Origin of the sequence: Vibrio sp. J502 (assembly GCF_025397955.1) — a bacterium.
In the GTDB taxonomy this organism is placed as follows: domain Bacteria; phylum Pseudomonadota; class Gammaproteobacteria; order Enterobacterales; family Vibrionaceae; genus Vibrio; species Vibrio anguillarum.
Genome location: NZ_CP104554.1, coordinates 2834459 through 2859062, shown reverse-complemented (window position 1 = coordinate 2859062; position 24604 = coordinate 2834459). Strand labels below are relative to the sequence as shown.

21 protein-coding genes, 3 pseudogenes and 1 riboswitch are annotated in these 24604 nt (G+C 46.0%); of the genes and pseudogenes, 14 read left to right on the top strand and 10 right to left on the bottom strand.

The window, feature by feature from the left end:
- The first annotated feature begins 624 nt into the window (after positions 1-624).
- The 4 genes and pseudogenes from tnpA to N5E84_RS13340 form a co-directional block, all read left to right on the top strand.
- A complete protein-coding gene (gene tnpA, locus N5E84_RS13355; RefSeq protein ID WP_019283194.1) occupies positions 625-945 on the top strand; it encodes an IS66 family insertion sequence element accessory protein TnpA in 321 nt (106 codons plus the stop codon).
- On the top strand, positions 942-1295 hold the full coding sequence (gene tnpB, locus N5E84_RS13350; protein ID WP_019283195.1) for an IS66 family insertion sequence element accessory protein TnpB: 354 nt from the start codon (positions 942-944) through the stop codon (positions 1293-1295). Before tnpA ends, tnpB begins: the two co-directional genes overlap by 4 nt.
- 59 nt (positions 1296-1354) lie before the next feature.
- Complete coding sequence (locus N5E84_RS13345) at positions 1355-2887, top strand: IS66-like element ISVa11 family transposase (protein ID WP_069211897.1); 1533 nt, start codon at positions 1355-1357, stop codon at positions 2885-2887.
- Between the two features lie 29 nt (positions 2888-2916).
- Positions 2917-3219, top strand: a pseudogene (locus tag N5E84_RS13340) (transposase); the annotation flags it as partial.
- On the opposite strand, the gene N5E84_RS21390 reads toward N5E84_RS13340, so the two are convergent.
- The 5 genes and pseudogenes from N5E84_RS21390 to N5E84_RS13320 all read right to left on the bottom strand — a co-directional run.
- Positions 3179-3823, bottom strand: a complete 645-nt coding sequence (locus N5E84_RS21390; RefSeq protein WP_410001439.1) for a TniQ family protein — start codon at positions 3821-3823, stop codon at positions 3179-3181. The pseudogene N5E84_RS13340 and the gene N5E84_RS21390 sit on opposite strands and share 41 nt — an antisense overlap.
- A gap of 58 nt (positions 3824-3881) precedes the next feature.
- Positions 3882-4739 carry a TniB family NTP-binding protein gene (locus N5E84_RS13335; protein WP_019281703.1) on the bottom strand — a complete coding sequence of 286 codons (858 nt, stop codon included), beginning with the start codon at positions 4737-4739 and terminating at the stop codon, positions 3882-3884.
- The gene (locus N5E84_RS13330; RefSeq protein ID WP_019281702.1) at positions 4732-6639 is read right to left on the bottom strand and encodes a Mu transposase C-terminal domain-containing protein; all 1908 of its coding nucleotides are present in this window, start codon (positions 6637-6639) and stop codon (positions 4732-4734) included. The genes N5E84_RS13335 and N5E84_RS13330 overlap by 8 nt, the downstream gene beginning before the upstream one ends.
- A gap of 2 nt (positions 6640-6641) precedes the next feature.
- The gene (locus N5E84_RS13325; protein ID WP_019281701.1) at positions 6642-7280 is read right to left on the bottom strand and encodes a heteromeric transposase endonuclease subunit TnsA; all 639 of its coding nucleotides are present in this window, start codon (positions 7278-7280) and stop codon (positions 6642-6644) included.
- A gap of 116 nt (positions 7281-7396) precedes the next feature.
- Positions 7397-8278 (bottom strand): annotated as a pseudogene (locus N5E84_RS13320) (YifB family Mg chelatase-like AAA ATPase); the annotation flags it as partial.
- Positions 8279-8755: 477 nt separating this feature from the next.
- Here N5E84_RS13320 and ilvG point away from each other — a divergent pair.
- The 6 genes from ilvG to N5E84_RS13290 all read left to right on the top strand — a co-directional run bounded on the left by ilvG (position 8756) and on the right by N5E84_RS13290 (position 16165).
- Positions 8756-10402, top strand: a complete 1647-nt coding sequence (ilvG, locus tag N5E84_RS13315) for an acetolactate synthase 2 catalytic subunit (protein ID WP_017044151.1) — start codon at positions 8756-8758, stop codon at positions 10400-10402.
- Positions 10402-10686 (top strand): acetolactate synthase 2 small subunit, encoded by a 285-nt coding sequence (gene ilvM / locus N5E84_RS13310; RefSeq protein WP_010319930.1) that lies wholly within the window; start codon positions 10402-10404, stop codon positions 10684-10686. The genes ilvG and ilvM overlap by 1 nt, the downstream gene beginning before the upstream one ends.
- Positions 10687-10698: 12 nt before the next feature.
- Positions 10699-11637 carry a branched-chain-amino-acid transaminase gene (gene ilvE, locus N5E84_RS13305; protein ID WP_010319931.1) on the top strand — a complete coding sequence of 313 codons (939 nt, stop codon included), beginning with the start codon at positions 10699-10701 and terminating at the stop codon, positions 11635-11637.
- A gap of 16 nt (positions 11638-11653) precedes the next feature.
- Entirely contained in the window at positions 11654-13495 is a 1842-nt protein-coding gene (ilvD, locus tag N5E84_RS13300; protein WP_019281699.1) for a dihydroxy-acid dehydratase, read from the top strand.
- A 3-nt stretch (positions 13496-13498) separates the two neighbouring features.
- Complete coding sequence (ilvA, locus tag N5E84_RS13295) at positions 13499-15037, top strand: threonine ammonia-lyase, biosynthetic (protein ID WP_017046359.1); 1539 nt, start codon at positions 13499-13501, stop codon at positions 15035-15037.
- Between the two features lie 147 nt (positions 15038-15184).
- A complete protein-coding gene (locus tag N5E84_RS13290; protein ID WP_017047824.1) occupies positions 15185-16165 on the top strand; it encodes an MDR family oxidoreductase in 981 nt (326 codons plus the stop codon).
- Positions 16166-16210: 45 nt separating this feature from the next.
- On the opposite strand, the gene N5E84_RS13285 is transcribed toward N5E84_RS13290, so the two are convergent.
- Together N5E84_RS13285 and N5E84_RS13280 are read right to left on the bottom strand one after the other, a co-directional pair.
- Positions 16211-17155: a LysR family transcriptional regulator gene (locus tag N5E84_RS13285; RefSeq protein WP_019281698.1), complete on the bottom strand. Its 945-nt coding sequence runs from the start codon at positions 17153-17155 to the stop codon at positions 16211-16213.
- A gap of 156 nt (positions 17156-17311) precedes the next feature.
- Complete coding sequence (locus tag N5E84_RS13280) at positions 17312-17497, bottom strand: hypothetical protein (RefSeq protein WP_010319936.1); 186 nt, start codon at positions 17495-17497, stop codon at positions 17312-17314.
- A gap of 133 nt (positions 17498-17630) precedes the next feature.
- On the opposite strand from N5E84_RS13280, the gene tusA reads away from it, so the two are divergent.
- The gene (gene tusA / locus N5E84_RS13275) at positions 17631-17879 is read left to right on the top strand and encodes a sulfurtransferase TusA (RefSeq protein ID WP_010319937.1); all 249 of its coding nucleotides are present in this window, start codon (positions 17631-17633) and stop codon (positions 17877-17879) included.
- Between the two features lie 99 nt (positions 17880-17978).
- Here the strand turns inward: tusA and N5E84_RS13270 are convergent, their stop codons facing one another.
- A complete protein-coding gene (locus N5E84_RS13270; RefSeq protein WP_010319938.1) occupies positions 17979-18239 on the bottom strand; it encodes a hypothetical protein in 261 nt (86 codons plus the stop codon).
- Positions 18240-18394: 155 nt separating this feature from the next.
- Positions 18395-18949, bottom strand: coding sequence for a TMEM165/GDT1 family protein (locus tag N5E84_RS13265; protein ID WP_017046363.1), 555 nt, complete (start codon positions 18947-18949; stop codon positions 18395-18397).
- 90 nt (positions 18950-19039) lie between these two features.
- Positions 19040-19152: riboswitch (yybP-ykoY riboswitch) on the bottom strand.
- A 211-nt stretch (positions 19153-19363) separates the two neighbouring features.
- Here N5E84_RS13265 and glyQ point away from each other — a divergent pair.
- The 3 genes and pseudogenes from glyQ (at position 19364) to N5E84_RS13250 (ending at position 23825) form a co-directional block, all read left to right on the top strand.
- Positions 19364-20281, top strand: a complete 918-nt coding sequence (glyQ, locus tag N5E84_RS13260; protein ID WP_013855568.1) for a glycine--tRNA ligase subunit alpha — start codon at positions 19364-19366, stop codon at positions 20279-20281.
- 1 nt (position 20282) lies between these two features.
- Positions 20283-22364 carry a glycine--tRNA ligase subunit beta gene (gene glyS, locus N5E84_RS13255; RefSeq protein ID WP_019281084.1) on the top strand — a complete coding sequence of 694 codons (2082 nt, stop codon included), beginning with the start codon at positions 20283-20285 and terminating at the stop codon, positions 22362-22364.
- Between the two features lie 213 nt (positions 22365-22577).
- Positions 22578-23825: pseudogene (locus tag N5E84_RS13250) on the top strand (valine--pyruvate transaminase).
- Positions 23826-23893: 68 nt separating this feature from the next.
- Here the strand turns inward: N5E84_RS13250 and N5E84_RS13245 are convergent.
- Positions 23894-24331 (bottom strand): Hsp20 family protein, encoded by a 438-nt coding sequence (locus N5E84_RS13245; protein WP_010319943.1) that lies wholly within the window; start codon positions 24329-24331, stop codon positions 23894-23896.
- Between the last annotated feature and the right edge of the window lie 273 nt (positions 24332-24604).

Genomic DNA, 24604 nt, shown 5'->3' with positions numbered 1-24604 from the left:
CTCATGAAAGCGGAGAAGAGCCTATAAACAAATGCCACCAAAATTTCTAATGCAGCCTCTTACGTCCGTCCTTCCATATGGAGGTAAATGTTTTGATGTACCAGTTGGAAGACAATACAGTTTGGGCAATAGAACTGGCTAATGTGTAAAATATGCACATTGCTTATCAAGTAACTACCGAGGAGTTCTCGGCAGTTGAACTGTTGCAACCTTTGCAATAATTGTCTGAAATTGTCTGAGCCATGAGAAAATTCAGTTGTTGCAGAATCAGCAAACACTACCAACAACTCCAATTATGCAACAGCCTGTTGCACAAATTAGCCTGAATCAAGATTGCCCTGAAGCGTTAATGGTTGATAAGCTTTGGTAATGATTTCAGGCCCTATAATGTGCTGTAGTCTAAGAATTTTTATTACCAGTGAAGGTACTTTCATTAAGCAATAGTGTATGCGCCCCATGATCCCACGGGGCGTTTTAATTTGAATGTGAGAAGTTCCAGGGAAGCAGTGAGTTGATATCAGGCTCAGACTTTGCCAGCTCTTTCGTAAGCGCGTCATAAACCCCGCATTCTAATCACCTAGCCCGAATAATAAGATCAAACCTCCAACCCAAAGGAGATTTGAAATGGCCAAACGACGCACTAACCAAGAATGGCGAACCCTGTTCGAACACTATGAATCCAGCCAACTATCACAACGATTATTCTGTGAACGTAACGGACTGAGCCTCTCCACTTTTTACGCTAAGCGCCAACAGTTAAAGCACATCGAAAAACCGAACACGGTTGGCTTTGTTAAAGCAGAAGTCGTTGAAAAGACCACAAAGTATCAAGCCACTCACGTTGTCGTTGCCAATATGACGCTGCTCGTCAATGATGTTGAACTGAGCATCCCACAAGGCACGCCAGCGACCTATCTCGCAGAGCTTATCGGTGCGCTGTCATGAAACGTATGCTCAGTGCTCCCGAAATCTATCTCTATCGCGAAAGCGTCGATTTTAGAAAGTCCATCAACGGCCTCGCTGCGATTATCGAAAATGACACCGACTTGCCCTTGGGCAGCGGCGCACTGTTCCTGTTCACCAACAAACAGCGCGACAAAATCAAAGTGCTGTACTGGGATAAAACAGGCTTTGCTCTTTGGTACAAGCGCCTTGAAAAAGCCAAGTACAAGTGGCCATCAAAAGAGCAAAATGAGGTGTTTACCCTAACTCAATTCGAGCTTGACAGACTGCTTTCTGGCTTCACGATTATCGGCCATAAACCCGTTAGAATAAACGATTTTACAATGACTTAAGCGATAATATAGCCATATCCACCAAGCATTAACGGCATGATTTTAGTATAATCAATGCCATGAAAAAGACGCCAAATATCAACTCAGAAAGCCAAGATGTTGCCGAGCTACAAGCGATGGTGAAAGCGCTGTTGGCGTCAGAAACCCAATTGAAACAAGAGCGTCAATCGCTGCTTGAACAGCTCAAACTTGCCTTCGACCGTCAGTTCGCTAAACGCTCGGAGGCGTTAAAGCCTTACGATGAATCTCAAGGTGATCTCTTCAACGAAGCGGAGTGTGAGGCCGCTAAGGAAGAAGAGGTTGAAGTTGTCACAACGACCATCACAAAGAAGAAACGTGGTAAACGCAAACCACTGCCAAAGACCTTGCCTCGTGAAGTTATCGAACTCGATTTAAACGACGATGAAAAGCAGTGCACTTGCTGTCAACATAACCTGCATAAAATCGGTGAAGACCGTAGCGAGAAACTTGAGTTCACGCCAGCGGTACTAAAAGTGTTGGAATATGTTCGTCCTAAATATGCTTGCCGCCAATGCGAGCAAACAGAAGACAAAAACCACGTCGTTCAAAAGCCAGCGCCGCAAAGCATTATCCCGAAGAGCTTCGCCACAGAAAGCTTGTTGGCCAATATCATCCTCGGCAAATATCAATACGCGATGCCACTTTACCGCCAAGAATCCCTGTTTACCCAGTCGGGTATCGAACTCTCACGAACCACCATGGCAAGGTGGATTATCCAAGTCAGTGAGAAGTTCGCTCCACTTTACGCGGCCTTAAAAACGCACCTACTTGAGCAAGTGGTGATTCAGGCGGATGAAACGCCGCTCAATGTCCTCAAAGAAGATAAACAGTGTTATATGTGGCTTTACTGCTCGGGCGCAGACTCGCCTGAAGCCGCCCTCCCTAATGTGAGAAATATCGTCTTGTACGACTATCAAAACAGTCGAGCTAGGGCGTGCCCTGTTGCCTTCTTGGGGGATTACAGTGGTTATCTACAAACCGATGGCTATGGTGTTTATGATGGGCTTCATCTCGTCACCAATGTCGGTTGCTTGGCGCATGCTCGGCGCAAGTTCATGGAGGCGAAAAAGCTGCAAGGCAAAGGCAAGTCAGGCAAAGCGGATAGTGCATTGGCTAAAATCCAGAAACTCTATGGAATAGAATCACGCTTAAAAGGTGCCTGTGCCGAAAAACGGAAAGCAGAGCGCCAAGAGCATGCTAAGCCGATACTGGATGAGCTTTATGAATGGATGACAACTCAGAAAGTGCTTGAGTCTAGCCCGCTGGGTAAAGCGATAAAATACACGCTCGGTCAGTGGCCGAAGCTGAGCCGCTATATCGATGACGGTCACTTATCGATAGACAATAATCGTGCTGAACGCGCAATAAAACCGCTGGTTATAGGCAGAAAGAACTGGCTCTTCTCGACCAATCCCAATGGAGCTGAAGCGAGCGCGATGCTTTACAGTATCGTCGAGACAGCGAAAGCCAACGGCCTTATCCTTTACGACTACATGGTTAAGTGCATGAAAGAGCTAGCGAAATCTGAGCCTGATATCGATGCACTCCTGCCTTGGAACTTCCAACACTAACAATATCGCCCCGTGGGATCATGGGGCGGATACAGTACACCTTGGGTCAGTGGCCTAAGCTGATACGCTATGTTGAAGATGGGCATTTATCTATCGACAACAACCGAGCGGAACGCGCAATCAAATCGCTGGTCATTGGCAGAAAAAATTGGTTATTCTCGACGAATCCGCTTGGTGCTGATGCGAGTGCTTTGCTGTATAGCATCATCGAGACGGCGAAAGCGAACGGACTGATACTCTACGATTACATGGTCAAATGTATGAAAGAGCTGGCAAAGTCTGAGCCTGATATCAACTCACTGCTTCCCTGGAACTTCTCACATTCAAATTAAAACGCCCCGTGGGATCATGGGGCGCATACTTTATGACAGACTCTAAAGCAGGCCTTCTATCTATATCTGAAAGATCATGCAAACATTTATGACAAGTGGATATTGAGCCAAGATAAGTCCTGCGTTTGTCTTGGTGTTTATTACTCATAACTAAGACTGGCGAACCACACTTGGAGCATCTGTCTTCCAATAAGCAATTATGAACACAGCATACGGTCACAAAGCTTAAGCGCCATGTTTTCCTGAAATACGCCTTTCCTTCCTTAAGGCATATAGGACAAAACTGCTGAAAATAACGAAGTGCGCTCGTTTCCCCAGAGTTGAGAATATTGTACTTTCTATGACAACGGTTCGTATCAGTTTCACATACAAAGCCAACATAGCTATCTAGCGTTGTTTGGTGAACACATCGAAAAGAAGTATTCATTTTCGTTGAAACGCGCTTAATCATTGTTTCTGAAAGAAAGTTGTCAATACTCTTATCTATTGCTCTTAGTTCTGGAATCGTTAGCTTTATGAAGCGAGATAAACCTTCACCATTACATACGGCGGCCCGAGCCATCCAAGATGAAAAAATCTCATCTGGTAGAGGCTGAGGATGCATTGGCCAAGAAACATTAAACACTTTGAGTTTTCCGTTGAGTTGGAGACATCCAGTCAATTTATGATAGAAGCTCTATATCTATTTGTTCTTTACCTGTCTCTACGGCCATCACCGCGGCTTCGGACAACAGTTCTGATAACTCTCCTAACAGCCCCTCACTCATTGTGAGTAGCTTAAAAGCAATCTTTTTACTTTGCAGCCCTGACGCTTTTTTTAGAGGCAACATACATTCGAAACTTACTAATAAACGTCTAAAGTCTATTCCATATTCCCAACGCGGTAGCAAAACAGGTTTAAATCTATTTTCTAATTGAGGGTCGGTTTTTATAGCTCTCAATGCATCTCGGGTACCTAAGCCTACAATTGGAATTTGAAGTTCATTACCTAGATTTCTAAGTACGCTCAAAAACATCCTCTGCTTCTCTAGACTACCCGCTAGTAGGGAGTGAATTTCGTCAAGGACTAGCATTTTCACGTTGCAATGCTTCATCAACTGTAAGACTTGAAAGCTCTTCTTATCAATAGAATCAGACGGGCGATATGGTGCAAACAGCTTATTTAAAATATTGTTGTATAGCCTAGATTCATTGGGAACAGGAGGAGACTGCACATAAAGAGCTGGAATAACGATCCCCTCACCATCTTCTCGTTCATACGCAAGATTCATATCAAGAAATCGCTCAGCAAGCATCGTTTTCCCAGTATTACTCTCTCCTACAATAAGTAGATTTGGCATCCGGTGTCGTTTGGGATAAGCCTGTAAGTCTTCTAACTTACTCAGTATTTCTTTCGCCCGTGTATAACCAATCCACCTTGGAGAACGAATGTATCGAATTCTATCGTCTGTAGAACTGTCAACATATTCCAAAGCAGCGGAGCTCAAATGAGGGTACATTTTCTTTTTCAATTCACTCATAGCGATTCATGTCCAATAATTCGTCAAATGGTTGAACTGTTTCCTCATCGTCTTCATCAAATGAGAGCTCTTCAGATGGTTCGGATGGAAGGGTGAGTGCTGTATTTTTCAACTGCGTCTTAACTGATTTAGCAGAAGACGAACGTCTACGCTGATCCGCTCTACGTGCTTTCTTCGTATCACTAACTGCTGAAGACTCTATAAGACGCATTTTCTCAATTGCATCAAATATTATGTCCTCATCTACAGCTCTACGGCCTTCTTCTTTGAGTTTTGAAAGTGCAGCCTTGAACTCCCATATGGTTACCGCTGGAAAAGAAGTGTTCCGATAAGGTATTGGGTAGTACATTTCAAGCTGCGGATCATAAAACCAGATGGTACTGATATCCCGAGGGTCTCGACGAAAAATGAACTTGCGCTTCTGTTTACTATTTCCTTCTACGGTTGAGTTAATCCATATACGAAGCACGTCATGATAATAATGAACATTGTCTATCTGCACGCCATACGCTTGAATAGTCCGTTCTTCAAAGGGAAGAAAGTTAAGTCTGAGTGTTTTTTCATCTTTTACTCTCGCAGGCAGCCCAACGCCTTTCGAGTTCTTCCCTCCCAAAATACCTTCTTCATATCTAGCTAGAGGAGTGTTATTTATTCCTGTATGAAAACTATTATGGTACGACTGGACGATTAGCAACCCTAACCAACGCTCAAACTCTTTAAGAGTGAAAGCAGAGTGTTTAGCTGAATCATAACCTTCTCTTTCAGAAGTGCTTGAAAACGTTGTTCCCGGTAGAGCATGGATCCTTTTCGCAAATGTTCCGAGCAACCGTTCGATATGCGCACCAAAATGTGGTCTTGCAACAGGTCTCCACTCAAGGTTGATACCATACTGGTCACAAGCGAGTTGCAACATTCTTCCTCTGAATTCTTTTGCATTATCGGCATGAACGGTTCGAGGAAAGCCCCAGCAGGGCCAAGTAGCATCTACTTCATTTTCAACAATCCAATGCTCTTTTGACAAAATCGCATGAGATAAGCATGCACCTACACTAACTGCTCCTGGTGGGTCAAAAGAAACATAGAACCCCACAACCATTCGACTATATACATCTATCGCCATTGTTACCCAAGGACGCATTAGCGGTTGTCGATGAATTTCATCAACCAAAACAATATCTAGCGGAGTGTGATCAATTTGAATGACTGAGAGTGGATATTCCGCATGCGGAAACATCCCTTGGTTCATATGAAGAGACTCATGGGATTTTTTAGCTCCAAAGCGCTTTCTAATTTTTAAATCGGAGGAAAGCAGGTTAACTCGGTTTCTTACTGTATTGACATGTGGTGCACAAATTCCGGCGTTTCGGCATTGTCTTTTTATTTCTATATAAAGATTTGCTATCGATTTTCTCTGCTTAGATAAGTATTCATCTTCAATGCAGGCAGAGACTATAGCTTCACTCTCTTGTGATAATTTCTTTGATCCCGAGTCTGAGCGAGTTTTTGGAGCTAAACTGGACAGTAATCCTTGCGACTCATATAAACGAAGCCATTTATAGATAGTATTTCGATGCAAGCCATGGCTTTCTGCAACAGAATCTACGTCATCCTTAGTGCGTCCATCTTGGTGAACAAGAGGTCTTATAATTTCGAGTCTTGCTTGGGCTAATTGCCAATCCTTATCGGGAAGAGCATCTATTGCTACAGCAGAGGGTGTCATCTCTTTTGTTGGTTCCGCATTCAGATCATCTATTCTGAGACGACATATCTCTTTCGTTTTAATATTTTCACAAAGCACATAGGTGAGATCGATTATTTGAATGACTTGGAATTCATTTGCACCAAAATAAACCACACTACCTTGCTGAAATGAAAGTGTAGAACTTGAAGATTTAATCATTTTCATTTCCTAAGCCAAATATTGGATGACATCGTTAGAGGTATATTCAGATCTGTACAAACTCTACCTGAAGCAATTAAGTACCAAAGCGTAGGAACTAACTCAGCTTGTGCCCAACGATCATTAAAGATGGCCTTTATAAGTGCCTCAATGGAACACTGACGCATCTGAACAAGTTGACGTAACAACATATCACTGTGCTCTTCGTTAGTTTCTACTCGCAAGTAAGGAAGTAAAAAACGAGCGTTTTCCATATATGAGGTTCGAATTTCTACTTCTGTAATTAGCTTAAACCTCCAACCATTAGATTTTGCATGAGAAATAGCTGCTTTAAACTTTGGTTTTAGCTCTTTCCAGTTCGCTCTGAGGTCACTACGATATTTAACTTCATAGAGAATATTCTGTTGAGGAGGATAGTAATGAACTAAAACATCCGGTGTATAAACTCGGTGACGTTCATTGTCATCTGTCCAAGAAACCTCTATTGGCTGAACGTCATATGTATAGACGCTTCTATCAAACTCTAACAACGTTAAGAAATCTCTTTCTAACGTCGACTCAAAGAACGGCTTTTCCGCTTTAGTCGATGCAGCCAACCCTGTTAAGTTTCGGTAGTTTTTTGGAATTGTACGAACAGACATAATCTAACCCAGTAGCGCGTAAACATGTTTTAGTGAAGTCATTACACAATATCTTTGTTTATCAGTACATAAATATGATGTAAAAATGCACTGCATGTGTTCAATTATTACTCTTTAGCAATGTAAATGTCACCCGGCCTCGGAATAGAACCACCACCGACCAGCGCCGCCATTGAACTGGAATGATGAGGTGAGCGAAATGGCCTTTGCTTCCAGTTGTGCTGGTTGATGTCTTGTGGAGTCAGAGAAGCAACCGAAGCGGTTTCCATCGCTTCATCCTCATTCATTTCTGGCAATAAATCACACAACCGAGAGGCAAGCATGGTTTTACCCGTTCCGGGTGGACCGAGAAAAAGCAGGTTATGGTTGCCCGCAGCGGCAATTTCTAACGCTCGCTTTCCTTGCTGTTGACCAATGATATCTTGCAGATCGCGAGTGTTTTTATCTCGGCACGGCTTAGGTTCGGTTTGAAAAAGAGAGAGGGTTTGCTGGCCACACAAATCAGCACACACCTCAAGCAGCGTTTGCGCCGATTTATGCTGATCTTTTGCCACTAACGCGGCTTGATCACCATTACCATGAGGCACCACCAAACAGCGCTTGGCTCGATTCGCAGCTAAAGCGGCGGGTAATACACCTTTAACAGGACGCAACTCACCAGATAAGGCTAATTCACCAATAAACTCATACCCATCTAACTTCGTTAGCGCTATCTGCTGTGAGGCTGCCAAAATCCCCAACGCGATCGGTAAATCAAATCGACCGCCCTCTTTGGGGAGATCCGCCGGCGCTAGATTGACCGTAATACGCTTGGCGGGAAACTCAAAGCGGGAATTAATGATAGCGCTGCGCACGCGATCACGAGACTCTTTGACCGTCGTTTCTGGCAAGCCAACCAACGTAAAACCGGGCATGCCATTGCTAATATGTACTTCAACTGTCACTGTCGGTGCTTGCACGCCAACACTGGCTCGGCTGTGAATAATTGCGAGTCCCATTTCATTCCTTTGTGGTTGTTTAAAAAGCGTTCGTTCTGTTTCTGCGCCCTTATTTGCACACGAGAGATTGTTATATAGCTTGTTGTGATGCTGAAAGAATGTGAAAAAAGAATGAGTTTTTGCTTGTCATTTAACGGAATTGTGTGTTACCATTAGAGACGCAAACAATTTCGTAAGATATTACGCCAACTATTTTAAGAATTAAGTGATGAATTTGAACGCTCACATTAACCTACTGCTAAGCCTGATTATCGTGGTCATTATTGATTCCGCGCGGGGGCTAGTGGGCGCAAAATAACCACCAGATTCAAAAGACCCCCGCACTGAAAAGTCCGGGGGTTTTTTTACAACTATTAAACTAAAAAGTTCATACTGGTTGGCGATTATCCAACCCGATATGACAGGAAGAATGGGAGCGCACATGAAGTGCAAACACAACATGGTTTACTGTGCCATACACAGTTTGGGAGGGTTACGATGACAGGAGCACAACTGGTTGTAGCCGCATTAAAGCAGCAGGGAATCAAAACCGTTTTTGGTTATCCCGGCGGCGCTATCATGCCAATCTATGATGCATTATACGATGGCGGTGTAGAACACATCCTCTGTCGCCACGAACAAGGTGCAGCCATGGCGGCGATTGGCATGGCGCGCTCGACACAAGATGTCGCGGTGTGCATGGCCACCTCAGGACCCGGAGCGACCAATTTGGTCACTGGTCTTGCAGATGCATTTCTTGACTCAATCCCCCTTGTCGCCATCACCGGCCAAGTCGCAAGCTCGCACATTGGTACCGATGCTTTTCAAGAGATGGACGTGATTGGTATGTCACTCTCTTGCACCAAACACAGCTACCTCGTTACCGATATCCACGATCTCGCACCCACCCTTGCCGAAGCCTTTGAGGTAGCGAAAGCGGGTCGCCCCGGCCCGGTGATTGTGGATATCGCTAAAGATGTACAACTGGCAAAAACCCCCGTGACTGAGCTACCTGCGTTCACTGCGCCAGCCATGCCAGTTGCCAGCCAAGAGCAGCTTCACGCAGCGCAACAACTGCTTTCACAAAGCTCTCGTCCTGTATTGTATGTTGGCGGTGGCGTTCAACTGGCCAAAGCGACCGATTCCGTACGCGAGTTTTTACGCCTCAATCCGATGCCATCAGTAAGTACCTTAAAAGGCTTGGGCACGATTGAGCGCCATGACCCGCACTACCTTGGCATGCTTGGTATGCATGGGACTAAGGCGGCAAACTTGGTCGTTCAAGAGTGTGATTTGTTGATTGTGGTTGGAGCGCGCTTTGATGACCGAGTAACGGGAAAACTGGATACTTTTGCACCACACGCCAAAGTGATTCATATCGATATCGATGCGGCCGAGTTTAATAAACTCCGTATCGCCAATGCGTCACTACGTGGTGACATCAATCTCATTCTTCCACAACTGGAACTGACGCGTGATATCGCACCGTGGGTTCACCACAGTGAAAGTTTGCGCAGTGGCTTTAAGTGGCGCTATGACCACCCGGGCGATCTCATTTTTGCACCATTGTTACTCAAACAACTGTCCGACATGATGCCCGATTCAGCCATCGTCTCAACCGACGTTGGCCAACATCAAATGTGGGCCGCGCAGCACATTCAGCCGCGTGCTCCACAGAACTTCATCACCTCAGCTGGCCTTGGAACTATGGGCTTTGGGTTGCCCGCCTCAATGGGCGCTGCCGTTGCTCGCCCAGATGATCAATCCATTCTCATTTCTGGGGATGGCTCGTTCATGATGAATGTTCAAGAACTTGGTACGCTCAAGCGCCGCCAAATCCCGGTCAAGATGGTACTACTGAACAACCACCGTTTGGGTATGGTGCGCCAATGGCAATCGCTGTTCTTTGATGGCCGCCATAGTGAAACGATTTTGGATGACAACCCAGATTTCGTGATGCTAGCTAAGGCGTTCGATATTCCTGGCAAAACCATCACCAAAAAAGAAGAAGTTGAACCAGCACTTAAAGAAATGCTGGCCAGCAAAACAGCTTATCTGCTTCACGTTTTGATTGATGAAGAAGAAAACGTATGGCCGCTTGTACCACCGGGCGCCTCAAATAGTGATATGTTGGAGAACACCTAATGGATAGATACCTATTAGACATCAAAGCCGATGATAAACCGGTGCTATTAGAGCGTGTTCTGCGCGTGATTCGCCATCGTGGATTTGTGATAAAACAAGTGGCCGCAACGCAAAACCACGCCAGCAAAGTCGCCAGTGTTGAAATCATTGTTGATAGTGATCGCCCCATCAGCACACTGATCAATCAAATTGAAAAATTATGGGATATTCGCAGTGTCGATGTCACCCCAATAAAAAATAACGAACTACCGAATAACAATTTACAACAAAAGATTTGTGCATAAGGAAGGCAATAAATGGCAACAAAAACTGCAGATTACATTTGGTTCAACGGTGAAATGGTTCCGTGGGCAAATGCAAACGTTCATGTACTGACACACGCAATGCACTACGGCACTTCGGTGTTTGAAGGTGTGCGTTGTTATAACACTCCTAAAGGTCCAATCGTCTTCCGTCATAAAGAGCACGCTCAACGCCTAAAAGATTCAGCAAAAATTTACCGTTTCCCTATCCCCTATACGATAGAAGAGATCATGGAAGCGACACGTGAAACATTGCGCGTCAATAAACTGGATTCAGCCTACATTCGCCCACTTGGCTTTGTTGGCAACGTTGGCCTTGGCGTTTGCCCACCAGTGAATACTGAAATGGAGTTAATCATTGCCGCCTTCCCTTGGGGTGCTTACTTAGGTGATGAAGCGCTAGAAAATGGTGTGGATGCGATGGTTTCTAGCTGGCATCGCGCTGCGCCAAACACCATTCCAACCGCAGCCAAAGCGGGTGGTAACTATTTATCGTCTCTGCTTGTCGGTGGTGAAGCTCGTCGTCATGGCTATGCCGAAGGTATCGCCTTAAGCGTGGATGGTTATTTATCTGAAGGTGCAGGCGAAAACATTTTCGTCATCAAAAACGGTGTGCTGCTCACGCCACCAACCACCAGCTCCATCTTGCCGGGCATCACGCGTGATTCGATCATGACGCTGGCTAAAGAAATGGGCTACGAAGTGCGTGAAGTGAACATTGCGCGTGAAGCTCTCTACCTTGCTGACGAAATTTTTATGACTGGCACCGCCGCCGAAATCGTCCCTGTACGGAGCGTAGACCAAATTACGGTTGGAGAGGGCAAACGTGGGCCAATCACGAAAGTGATGCAAGAAGCTTACTTTGGCCTATTTAACGGCACCACTGAAGACAAGTGGGGCTGGTTGGATTACGTGTACCCACAACCGAAGTAATAGAGGACGATAGACAATGCCAAAGTATAGATCCGCAACAACGACACACGGACGTAATATGGCTGGAGCGCGCGCATTATGGCGCGCCACTGGCGTCAAAGATGAAGATTTCGGTAAGCCGATTATTGCGGTGGTTAACTCGTTCACTCAATTCGTACCGGGCCACGTGCACCTCAAAGATATGGGGCAATTGGTTGCGGGTGAAATCGAAAAAGCCGGCGGCATCGCCAAAGAATTTAATACCATCGCGGTAGATGATGGTATCGCCATGGGGCATGGCGGCATGCTGTACTCACTACCATCACGCGAGTTGATCGCAGACTCTGTCGAGTACATGGTTAATGCGCACTGCGCTGATGCGATGGTCTGCATTTCCAACTGCGACAAAATCACCCCTGGGATGATGATGGCGGCACTGCGCATTAATATTCCCGTCATCTTTGTTTCTGGCGGGCCAATGGAAGCGGGTAAAACCAAGCTTTCTGATCAAATCATCAAACTCGATTTGGTCGATGCGATGATCCAAGGCGCTGACCCTAAAGTCTCCGATGCACAAAGTGAACAAATTGAACGCTCGGCCTGCCCAACCTGTGGTTCTTGTTCTGGCATGTTTACCGCCAACTCAATGAACTGTCTCACCGAAGCATTGGGACTTTCTCAACCGGGTAATGGTTCGATGTTGGCCACGCATGCCGATCGTGAAGCGCTCTTCATCAACGCAGGTAAACGCATTGTTGAATTAACCAAGCGTTACTACGAGCAAGATGATGCATCCGCCTTACCGCGTAATATTGCCAACAAAGCCGCGTTCGAAAATGCGATGGCGCTCGATATTGCCATGGGCGGCTCAACCAACACGGTATTGCACCTATTAGCAGGCGCTCAAGAAGGTGAAATCGATTTTGACATGGGTGATATCGACCGCATGTCACGCCGCGTACCTCATCTGTGTAAAGTCGCGCCATCGACTCAAAAATATCACATGGAAGATGTACACCGCGCGGGTGGGGTGATGGCGATTCTTGGTGAATTGGATCGCGCCGGTCTCATCAATAATCAAACTCGCACCGTGTTGGGTTTATCGATGAAAGAGCAGTTGGCTCAATACGACATCATGCAAACGCAAGATGAAGATGTCTTAACCTTTTTCCGTGCCGGTCCTGCGGGCATTCGTACCACTAAAGCCTTCTCACAACAATGCCGCTGGGATCGCCTCGATGACGATCGCAAAGAAGGCTGTATTCGTACCAAAGAGTATGCTTTTAGCCAAGATGGTGGCCTAGCCGTTCTATCAGGCAACATTGCCGTTGATGGCTGTATTGTAAAAACAGCAGGGGTTGATGAAGGTAGTCTGAAATTTGCAGGCCCAGCCGTGGTCTTTGAAAGCCAAGAAAGTGCCGTTGAAGGTATTTTAGGCGGTAAAGTGAAGGCTGGTGATGTTGTCGTCATCCGCTATGAAGGCCCGAAAGGCGGCCCGGGTATGCAAGAAATGCTTTACCCAACCACGTACCTCAAATCAATGGGGCTAGGCAAAGAGTGCGCGCTACTGACTGACGGTCGTTTCTCTGGCGGGACTTCCGGTTTATCAATTGGTCACGTTTCTCCAGAAGCAGCCAACGGCGGCACGATAGGTTTGGTGAACTCTGGGGATATTATCGCCATCGATATTCCAAACCGCTCCATTACGCTCAACGTTTCTGAAGCTGAACTGGCTGAGCGCCGCGTGAAACAAGATAAGCTCGGTTGGAAACCTGTCAATCGCCAACGTGAAGTCTCTTTGGCATTGAAAGCCTACGCAAGTATGGCCACCAGCGCTGATAAAGGGGCTGTTCGAGACAAATCTAAGCTAGAGGGCTAGCGGATGAGCGACTCAGGTAACGCAACTCAAACTGGCGCAGATTATCTGCGCCAGATCCTGCGCGCCCCCGTGTATGACGTCGCAACGGTGACGCCACTGCAGGATATGCCCCGCTTATCGGCGCGCATCAAAAATCGCGTTCAGCTCAAGCGTGAAGATCGCCAGCCTGTGCACTCTTTTAAATTACGTGGCGCTTATAATATGGTGTCGAGTTTATCTGAGGTGCAAAAACAAGCTGGGGTGATTGCCGCGTCAGCAGGCAACCACGCGCAGGGAATGGCTCTATCGGGAACAAAATTAGGCATTAAAACCACCATTGTGATGCCTAAAACTACCCCTGATATCAAAGTCGAAGCGGTGCGCGGTTTTGGCGGTTTGGTGATTTTGCATGGCAACAACTTTGATGAAGCCAAAGCCGAAGCGGAACGCTTGGCTCACGAGCAAGGTTATACGTTTGTCCCACCGTTCGATCACCCACTGGTCATTGCAGGGCAAGGCACGATTGGCATGGAAATGCTGCAACAAAATGGCCACCTTGATTACATTTTTGTACCAGTCGGCGGTGGCGGTTTAGCCGCTGGGGTCGCGGTGCTCATCAAACAGCTGATGCCAGAAATCAAAGTCATTGCGGTTGAACCTGAAGATTCTGCTTGTTTAAAAGCAGCACTCGAGGCAGGTAAACCCGTGGTGCTTGACCAAGTCAGCATGTTTGCCGACGGTGTGGCGGTAAAACGTATTGGTGATGAAACCTTCCGTTTGTGTCAGCAATACATTGATGGCCACATCACGGTATCAAGCGATGAAATCTGCTCGGCGGTTAAAGATATCTTCGAAGACACGCGTGCGATTGCCGAACCTTCTGGAGCGCTTGCTCTGGCTGGTCTGAAGAAATTCGCGGAAAAACATAAGCTGGTGGATAAACAGTTAGGCACCGTACTTTCAGGGGCTAACACCAATTTCCACGGCTTGCGTTACGTGTCGGAGCGATGTGAGCTAGGCGAAAAACGTGAAGGGCTTTTGGCGGTGACCATACCTGAACGTCAAGGCGCGTTTTTTGAGTTTTGTAATATCATTGGCGGTCGCGCGGTCACCGAGTTCAACTATCGCTATAACGATGACAAGCTGGCCAATATTTTCGTCGGTGTACGCCTGTTAAGTGGGCAAGAAGAGCTCGACAACATCATTCACGATTTACGCCAAGGTGGCTACCCTGTGGTGGATCTATCGGATGATGAAATGGCCAAACTGCATGTCCGTTATATGATTGGAGGCAAACCCTCTAAGCCGCTAAAAGAGCGATTATACAGCTTCGAATTTCCGGAATATCCGGGCGCTCTGCTGAAATTTCTCAGCACGCTTGGCACACACTGGAACATTAGCTTGTTTAATTACCGCAATCATGGCGCCGATTATGGCCGCGTATTGTGTGGTTTTGAACTCGAAGAAAGCGATTTAAACCGCTTCTCCGCTCACCTTAGAGAATTGGGTTACCAATGCAAAGATGAGACGGACAATCCTTCATACCAGTTCTTCTTATCCTAAAGCTCAATGCCAGTCCCACGACTGGCATTTTTTATGAGTGATGCATAATACGCATAGAACCAATGCTAAAGTTTCATTTTAGTCATAGTTAATTCAGTACTACACTTAGCGACATCTTATGCTTGCTGTGCCAATCTGGAGATCCGAATGTTTAAAGCGTTAATCCTTAATCAACAAGAAAAAAACACAGTTGCCACCATTGAACAAATCGACGAATCACAATTACCGCAAGGTGAAGTTTTAGTCGCGGTCGATTACTCATCATTGAATTACAAAGATGGTTTAGCCATTACAGGTAAAGGCAAAATCATTCGCAATTTCCCTATGGTACCGGGCATTGATCTTGCGGGAACCGTACTTGAATCCCAAGATACTCGCTACCAAACCGGTGATAAAGTTGTACTAACCGGTTGGGGAGTGGGTGAAAACCATTGGGGTGGTATGGCGCAAAAAGCACGCTTGAAAGCCGATTGGTTAGTACCACTCGCGCACGGTCTTGATAGCAAAAAAGCGATGATGATTGGCACTGCTGGCTTTACTGCCATGCTTTGCGTGCAAGCCATTTTAGATGCGGGTATTCAACCGGAAAAGGGTGAAATATTGGTGACGGGTGCCAGTGGCGGCGTGGGTTCAGTTGCTGTAACACTATTAGCTAAGCTAGGTTATACAGTTGCTGCGGTAACTGGTCGTGTTGAACAAAATGGTCCACTGCTAGAAAAACTAGGAGCAAGCCGCGTTATTGATCGCAGCGAATTTGAAGAGCCAGCTCGTCCGCTGGAAAAACAGATTTGGGCTGGCGCGGTCGATACAGTAGGCAGCAAAATGTTAGCCAAAGTGTTAGCCCAAATGGACTACAACAGCACGGTTGCCGCGTGTGGTTTAGCGGGTGGTTTTGATTTGCCCACCACCGTCATGCCGTTCATTTTGCGCAATGTACGCCTGCAAGGTGTCGACTCCGTCTCTTGCCCGCTAGAAAAACGCATGGCAGCATGGGAAAGCTTAGCGAAACTGCTACCTGCAAGCTACTTTGAGCAAGCGTGTGAGGAAATCACCCTCGAACAAACAGCGCAGTACGCTGAAACGATCACCAATGGTCAAGTGACTGGTCGCGTGGTGATTAAGCTTTAAACCATTCATTCATCAAGCTTTGGTCTTACTCAAAGCTTGATGATTTTACCCCTCTAACTGCATCTCTTCAATACGCTTAGCAATCAACCGGCTGCACTCTTGCTTGACGATCTGCCTTAACCATTCTTGGGCAGGAGAATGCTCACATCGCGAGTGCCAAATCATAGAGTAGTCAAACGGCGTAAACTGAAACGGTAACAGCTTCACCACTAATGCGTAACGTTCTGCCACTAAATAAGCCAGATCCGCAGGCACCGTAATAATCAATGGCATGGTATCAACAATCGCTAGCGCGGCTTCTAAATGATAGGCTCTGAGCACCATTTTCCGTTTAGGCTGCCCACTTAATGCTTGTTCAATTAAGGCATTAACACCATCACTGATCGCAATCATCGCATGAGGGTATGTCAGGTAATCCGCTAAAGAGATCTGCCGATTCGCCAACGGATGGTGTTGGGAGAGCAAACAAAGCACACCGACTCGCCCAAGCACCTCACTCATCAATGGTGCTACTGGCGACGTTGGGCGACAAATCGCTAAATCAGCTCCTTCATAAGTCAGTTGATCGGCCAACCTATCATGCTGCAAAGGTAAAAACTCAAACGACACGTTTGGTGCCTCTTGATATATCCTTGGTAAAGCAAACGGTAAGATGGTCTGCATTGCGTAATCTGTCGTGGCAATGGTGAAGGTTTGTTCACATTGCTGGGGGTCAAATTCAATAGGTGAAAGGATTTGACGTAGAGACTCCAATGGCTCGCCTAAGGCGCGATTAAGCTCCAGCGCTTTTTCAGTCGGAATGAGATGCTGACCTTGACGCGTAAAAAGAGGATCATTGAGCAGATCACGTAACCGGCCTAATACACGGCTCATGGCTGACTGGCTAAGATTTAAACGCTGGGCCGCTTTACTGACACTGCTCTCTTCTATCAACACTCTCAGTGCAATCAATAAATTCAGATCGCGACGATAGATATCTTCCAACTCCATGCAATAACCCCACTTTTGTCATTGGTAAATAGGCTCAGTGTACGCGTTAGGCAAAAAAAATCCCGCCTTTCAGCGGGGAAGCCCAAGAAAATGGGGATAGTGTCGGAATGTGTTACGTGTCGTATTAGTGCAATGCGTTGATCAATATGTGATGGATTAGTGATTCTGCTCTTCTGAGATGCCTTTCCAAAGATGCATCTCAAGCCAGATCCCAACCAGTGACGCACTGACACCAAAAAGTGGCATCCACGACGTTTCTGCAGGCGTTCGCATCACTAAGGCACAAAATGAGATAAAGCAGAGAACCGAATAAATGGTTAACCTATCAAGCGCTGTTAACATAAGTGCCTCACTAAATTGTTATCAACTTGTTAAGTAAGTTAAAACAAAAAGATCACTTTGCCAAGTGGTTATTGAATATTTTTTCCTCGCCAGTATTATCTACGCCTTGCGATAACATCGATTAGGTTTGAATATGACATTTGATCCGGCACTTGCCACACAAACACTCGAAGCCGAAGGATTGCGCTGTCCCGAGCCTGTAATGATGGTCAGAAAAACCATTCGAACCATGCAAGATGGCGAAATTTTACTAGTGAAAGCCGATGACCCGTCAACCACTCGAGACATTCCCAGTTTTTGCCGCTTTATGGATCATCAGTTAATTGCGGAGAAAGTGGACACATTGCCCTATCTCTATTTGATTAAGAAAGGATTGAGTTAAGCCTCGATCTAAGTGATGCGTACGCAAAAGAAAAGGCGACCTCAAAAGGGCCGCCTTTTGCTATTAATTCATTGATTCATTGATTCATTGCGCTACACACTACTCATTAAACTCGATGGTGCGGATCTCTGATTGTAGTTTTGTGATCTGCTTTTGCAGGGTTCGAATTTCATCGTGCATCGGGATAATGTGCGCGACTCGGATCCAAGATTCCACCATTAAGCCACACAATATGATTGCGCCGGCCACCATGGGTAGCCACATTTCCGTCAACGCCATACCCAACAACGTCAGCACAAAACCGAACGTAAACAAGTAACTTTGGCTCTTGGCGGTCATTCCCATATAACGTGTCAGCATATGCATTCCCTCTTAGACTTGCATCATCTAGCACTACAGTAACATGACCAGTATGGCATAAATTTGTCACTCATCACGCAACCGTAGACGTTGGGCGACAAGTTGAGTAATAAATTGTGTCACGCTCACTCGCCCAATCATCTAATCGATTGGAATTACCAAATCGCCGCGCCGATCGCTAATATCAAAAAGAGTACCGCCGTGATTTTACGAATAAGTCCTAGCGGCATTTTATCGGCGGATAATTTACCAATCAGCACCACAGGTACGTTAGCTAGCAACATACCAATTGTCGTTCCGAGCACCACCCACAGTAGAGCATCAGCATATTGTGCACCAAGAATAGACGTTGCTATTTGGGTTTTATCGCCAATTTCAGCGACAAAAAAAGCAATAAAACTGGCGACAAAAGGACCTCGATTGGTAATTTTTTCATCGCCGTCGAGTTTATCTGGAATTAATACCCACCCCGCCATGGCAAGGAAGCTGGCGACCAACACCCATTTAAGGATTTCTGGTGACAGGTAATCGGCAACGACCACGCCCAGCCAAGCAGCGAGTGCATGGTTAACCATCGTTGCGACAAAAATGGCGGCAATAATAGGCAAAGGTTTACGATAACGACTGGCTAGCAGCAGAGAAAGCAGTTGGGTTTTATCGCCAATTTCAGCTAAGGCGACGGTAGTAATTGAAATAGCTAATACGCTCACGACAGGCTCAATGGGGCGGGATAATTATAATAACCATAGACAAACGCCACTCCCCGCCCCGGTTTGTGATGTTTGTCTAAGGTCTTGCTAAGCTAAAATGACTTTAGCCTCGAACGCCACGGTGATTTGGCACCAATTATGTTGACGAACGAACCATCAAGATAAGAAATCTCACTGGTAAGCTACTCCCCAAAGACGGCGCAATTCTAATCAGGCCGAGTGAAAATCTCAAGTTAGAAATAAGTCAAAATCGTTCATGTGCAGGAATTTGGCACAATCGATGCGATAAATTCGACCAAAACGGATTTTCGACCATTAATTAAGCAAGATTACCCCTACTCGCTGAGCGAATATCTGGGTATACTTGTTCGTTATTTTCATCCATTCAGACAGAAGAATCGCGCGAACCTGACTATGCAAAAATACGATATCAAAACCTTTCAGGGTATGATCCTCGCGCTGCAGGATTATTGGGCCCAACAAGGCTGTACCATTGTTCAACCATTAGACATGGAAGTTGGTGCAGGAACCTCTCACCCAATGACATGCCTGCGAGCTTTAGGCCCAGAGCCCATTGCAACGGCGTATGTTCAACCCTCTCGTCGTCCAACGGACGGTCGTTATGGTGAAAACCCAAACCGCCTGCAACACTATTACCAATTCCAAGTCATCATCAAACCTTCACCAGACAACATTCAAGAGTTGTATTTAGGGTCTTTAGAGGTGCTCGGTGTTGACCCACTAGTACACGATATTCGTTTCGTGGAAGATAACTGGGAAAACCCAACCTTAGGTGCTTGGGGTCTTGGCTGGGAAGTGTGGCTAAACGGCATGGAAGTAACTCAATTTACTTACTTCCAACAAGTCGGTGGCCTTGAGTGCAAGCCTGTCACCGGCGAAATCACTTACGGTATTGAACGTCTCGCCATGTATATTCAAGGCGTGGATTCAGTGTATGACTTAGTCTGGACAGATGGCCCATTAGGTAAAGTCACCTATGGTGACATTTACCATCAAAATGAAGTCGAACAATCCACTTACAACTTCGAACACGCGGATGTCGATTTTCTTTTCACTTTCTTCGACCAGTGCGAAAAAGAGTGTAAGCATCTACTTGAGCTAGAAAAACCGCTGCCACTTCCTGCCTATGAGCGTATTTTGAAAGCGGGCCATGCCTTTAACCTATTGGACGCGCGTAAAGCGATTTCGGTGACAGAACGTCAACGTTACATCCTACGCATCCGTAACCTGACCAAAGCGGTTGCAGAAGCGTACTACGCATCTCGTGAAGCACTCGGCTTCCCTATGTGTAAAAAGGGTGAGGACAAATAAGATGGCAAAAGAATTTCTAATTGAATTAGGCACAGAAGAGCTACCACCAAAACAACTTCGCACTTTGGCTGAAGCGTTTGCGGCTAACTTTGCCGCAGAATTGAAAACCGCTGAACTGGCACACGAAGGCATCAAATGGTTTGCAACCCCTCGCCGTTTAGCACTGAAAGTGACCAACTTGGCCCAAGGTCAAGCGGATAAAGTGGTCGAAAAACGTGGCCCCGCTATTTCTGTTGCTTTTGATGCCGATGGCAATCCAACCAAAGCAGCACAAGGCTGGGCGCGTGGTAACGGCATTACTGTTGAGCAAGCGGATCGCCTAACAACAGAACAAGGTGAATGGCTACTGTTCAAACAGGAAGTCAAAGGCCAAGATGCCAAAGCCATTGTGGTTGAACTTGCCGCCAAAGCGTTAGCAAACTTGCCTATCGCCAAACCCATGCGCTGGGGTGATAAAGAAACACAATTTATCCGCCCAGTAAAAACTCTGACTATTTTGATGGGTGATGAACTGATCGAAGGTGAGATCTTAGGCGTAGCTTCTGCGCGCACCATTCGTGGTCACCGCTTTATGGGCGAAAAAGAGTTCACCATCGATTCAGCAGAACAATACCCAGCGATTTTAGAACAGCGCGGTAAAGTGATCGCCGATTACGATGCGCGTAAAGCGATAATTATTGCGGATGCACAAAAAGCAGCGCTACAGGTTGGCGGTGTTGCCGATCTTGACGATGACTTGGTTGAAGAAGTGACCTCACTGGTTGAATGGCCAGTGGTGCTGACGGCGAAATTTGAAGAAAAATTCCTTAAAGTACCGTCAGAAGCTTTGGTTTACACCATGAAAGGTGACCAAAAATACTTCCCGGTTTATTCTCATCAGATGAGCGACGCGAATAAGCAATTGCTGCCTAACTTTATTTTCGTCTCTAACATCGAGTCGAAAGAGCCTCGCCATGTTATCGAAGGCAACGAGAAAGTCGTTCGTCCACGCTTAGCGGACGCGGAATTCTTCTTTAATACCGATCTCAAAAGCAAATTAGTCGATCGTCTACCACGACTAGAAACCGCAATTTTCCAGCAGCAGTTGGGTACGATTAAAGATAAAACTGACCGTATTACTGAACTGGCTGGTTACATTGCAGAACAGATTGGCGCGGATGTAGAAAAATCAAAACGTGCGGGCTTACTGGCTAAATGCGATTTGATGACCTCAATGGTGTTTGAATTTACCGACACGCAAGGCGTGATGGGTATGCATTATGCTCGCCATGACGGAGAAGCAGAAGAAGTCGCCGTTGCACTAAACGAACAGTACATGCCACGCTTTGCTGGCGATGCTCTGCCAACCAATGGCGTTTCCGCCGCTGTGGCAATCGCAGACAAGCTAGACACCATAGTCGGCATCTTCGGTATTGGCCAAGCGCCAAAAGGCTCGGATCCCTTTGCTCTGCGTCGCGCATCACTGGGTGTACTGCGCATCATCGTTGAATACGGCTATAACTTGGACTTAGTTGACCTCGTAGCAAAAGCGAAATCGCTGTTTGGTGATCGCCTTACCAACGACAACGTTGAGCACGATGTAATTGAGTTTATGCTTGGCCGTTTCCGTGCTTGGTATCAAGATGAAGGTTTTAGCGTCGACATCATCCAAGCGGTACTTGCTCGTCGTCCAACCAAACCCGCTGATTTTGACAAACGTGTTAAAGCAGTTTCCCACTTCCGTGAACTGGAAGCGGCTGAAGCCCTAGCGGCGGCAAACAAGCGTGTCGGTAACATTTTAGCGAAATTTGACGGTGAACTGGCTGCAGAAATCAACCTAACACTTCTTCAAGAAGCGGCCGAAAAAGCCTTAGCGGAAGAAGTGGAAGTGATGACCGAAGCACTAGAACCTGCTTTCGCTACCGGTGATTACCAACAAGCACTGAGCAAGCTGGCAGCACTACGTGAACCTGTTGATGCTTTCTTTGATAATGTCATGGTGATGGCAGACGATGAAGCATTAAAACAAAACCGTTTAACGCTGCTCAACAACTTGCGTAATCTGTTCCTACAAATTGCTGATATTTCACTGCTGCAAAAGTAGTCGCTGATATTTCGGCACACAAATTAATCTATCAAAGCCCAGCGGCCATCCGCTGGGCTTTTTGTTTTATCTGACCGCAGTGTGTTATTTGGCGAAAAATAGTGCTTTGACTCGCAAAAACATTGGGGTATGTTCAAGGATTACTCGATGGGCATGGCATCGTTTCATGCCCCTTTATGCAAGCAAATACAAGAATGAATTAGGCAGTCAGCAATGCAGTTTTCGAAATTTGGTGAAAAATTTAATCAGTATTCCGGTATTACCCAGTTAATGGACGATCTCAATGATGGCCTGCGCACTCCCTGAGCCATTATGCTCGGCGGTGGTAACCCAGCCGCCATTCCCGCCATGATTGACTACTTTCATCAAACCAGTGCTGACATGCTTAGCAGTGGTGAACTGATCGCTGCCCTCGCCAACTATGATGGCCCACAAGGTAAAGATCTGTTCGTTAAATCTCTCGCAAAACTGCTCAAAGAAACCTATGGCTGGGAAATCAGTGAAAAGAACATTAGCTTAACCAATGGCAGCCAGAGTGGATTTTTCTATCTATTTAATCTATTTGCTGGCCAGCAAGCTGATGGTTCACATAAGAAAATTTTACTGCCATTAGCGCCTGAATATATTGGTTATGGTGATGCCGGGATAGATGAAGATATTTTTGTCTCCTATCGCCCAGAAATAGAACTACTCGACAATGGCTTATTCAAATACCACGTGGATTTCGAAACCTTGAGCGTGGATTCGTCGGTAGCCGCCATTTGTGCTTCCCGTCCAACCAATCCGACGGGAAATGTGCTCACAGAACAAGAGATCCACAAGCTCGATAAGCTGGCTAGAGAGAACAATATCCCACTGATTATCGACAATGCATACGGCGTTCCATTTCCCAACATCATTTTTGAAGAGATTGAACCCTTTTGGAATGACAACACCATTTTATGCATGAGCCTTTCGAAACTGGGTTTACCCGGTGTGCGCTGCGGTATCGTCATTGCCAACGAAACCATTACCCAAGCATTAACCAACATGAATGGCATCATTAGTTTAGCGCCAGGCAGCATCGGCCCAGCCATTGCTCATCACATGATTGAAAAAGGCGATCTATTAAGGCTCAGTCGCGATGTGATCAAACCCTTCTACCAGCAGAAATCACAAAGAGCAGTCGAGTTACTCAAGCAAGCCATTAGCGACCCGCGCTTTCGTATCCATAAACCAGAAGGGGCGATCTTTTTATGGCTCTGGTTTGATGAGCTCCCTATAACCACCATGGAACTTTACCAACGTCTAAAAGCCAGAGGAGTATTGATTGTACCGGGTGAATATTTCTTTATTGGTCAACAAGACGATTGGCAACACGCGCATCAGTGTCTGCGCATGAACTACGTGCAAGATGATGAAGCCATGCAAAAGGGCATTCAAATTATTGCTCAAGAAGTGGCATTAGCTTATCAACAGTAATTCATCCTTTCTGCCATGAAAAAGAGCGCCAAAAGGCGCTCTTTCACTACTTTAATGTGGCCAGTAACTTAATTGTTCTCAATTAAGTTTTTGCCATTAATCGCAATTTTACGTGGTTGCATCGCTTCAGGTGTTTCACGTTCAAGATCCACGTGTAGCAAGCCATTTTCCATTGTGGCTCCGAGCACTTTGACATAGTCGGCCAATTGGAATTTACGTTCAAAATCGCGCTCAGCAATACCTTGGTAGACGTAGTTTTTATTCTCTTCGGGTTTACGTTCGCCACGTACAATCAGCGTATTTTCTTGTTGAGTAATCTCAATCTGCTCTTCAGAAAAACCAGCTACCGCCATCGTGATGCGATATTTATTGTCGTCTTGCTGTTCAATATTGTACGGAGGGTAACCCGCAGAACTATTCTTCGCTGAACTGGATTCCATCATGTTTAATAGACGGTCAAAACCAATTGCGTTACGGTATAAAGGAGTGAAATCTACTGTTCTCATCATACTATCCTCATCATAAGCAATAGCCTTAGCGCATAGACGCTAAGCCGTTAGCAGCCATTCTTTCAACATGGAGCTAACAACACATTTAATGATCACAACACAAGGCTCCTCTTAAGAGAGCAAACCTGTGTCGCCATTCCAGAGGTCCTTACGGCATCCTCTTCATTGATATATATAGGGGCACTAAAATTCTTTTCAAGGATTTTTTGAAAAATTTTTTAGTCCTCGCTAAAGCGAACAGAAACTAGAAAGAGGACATCGAATCAAACT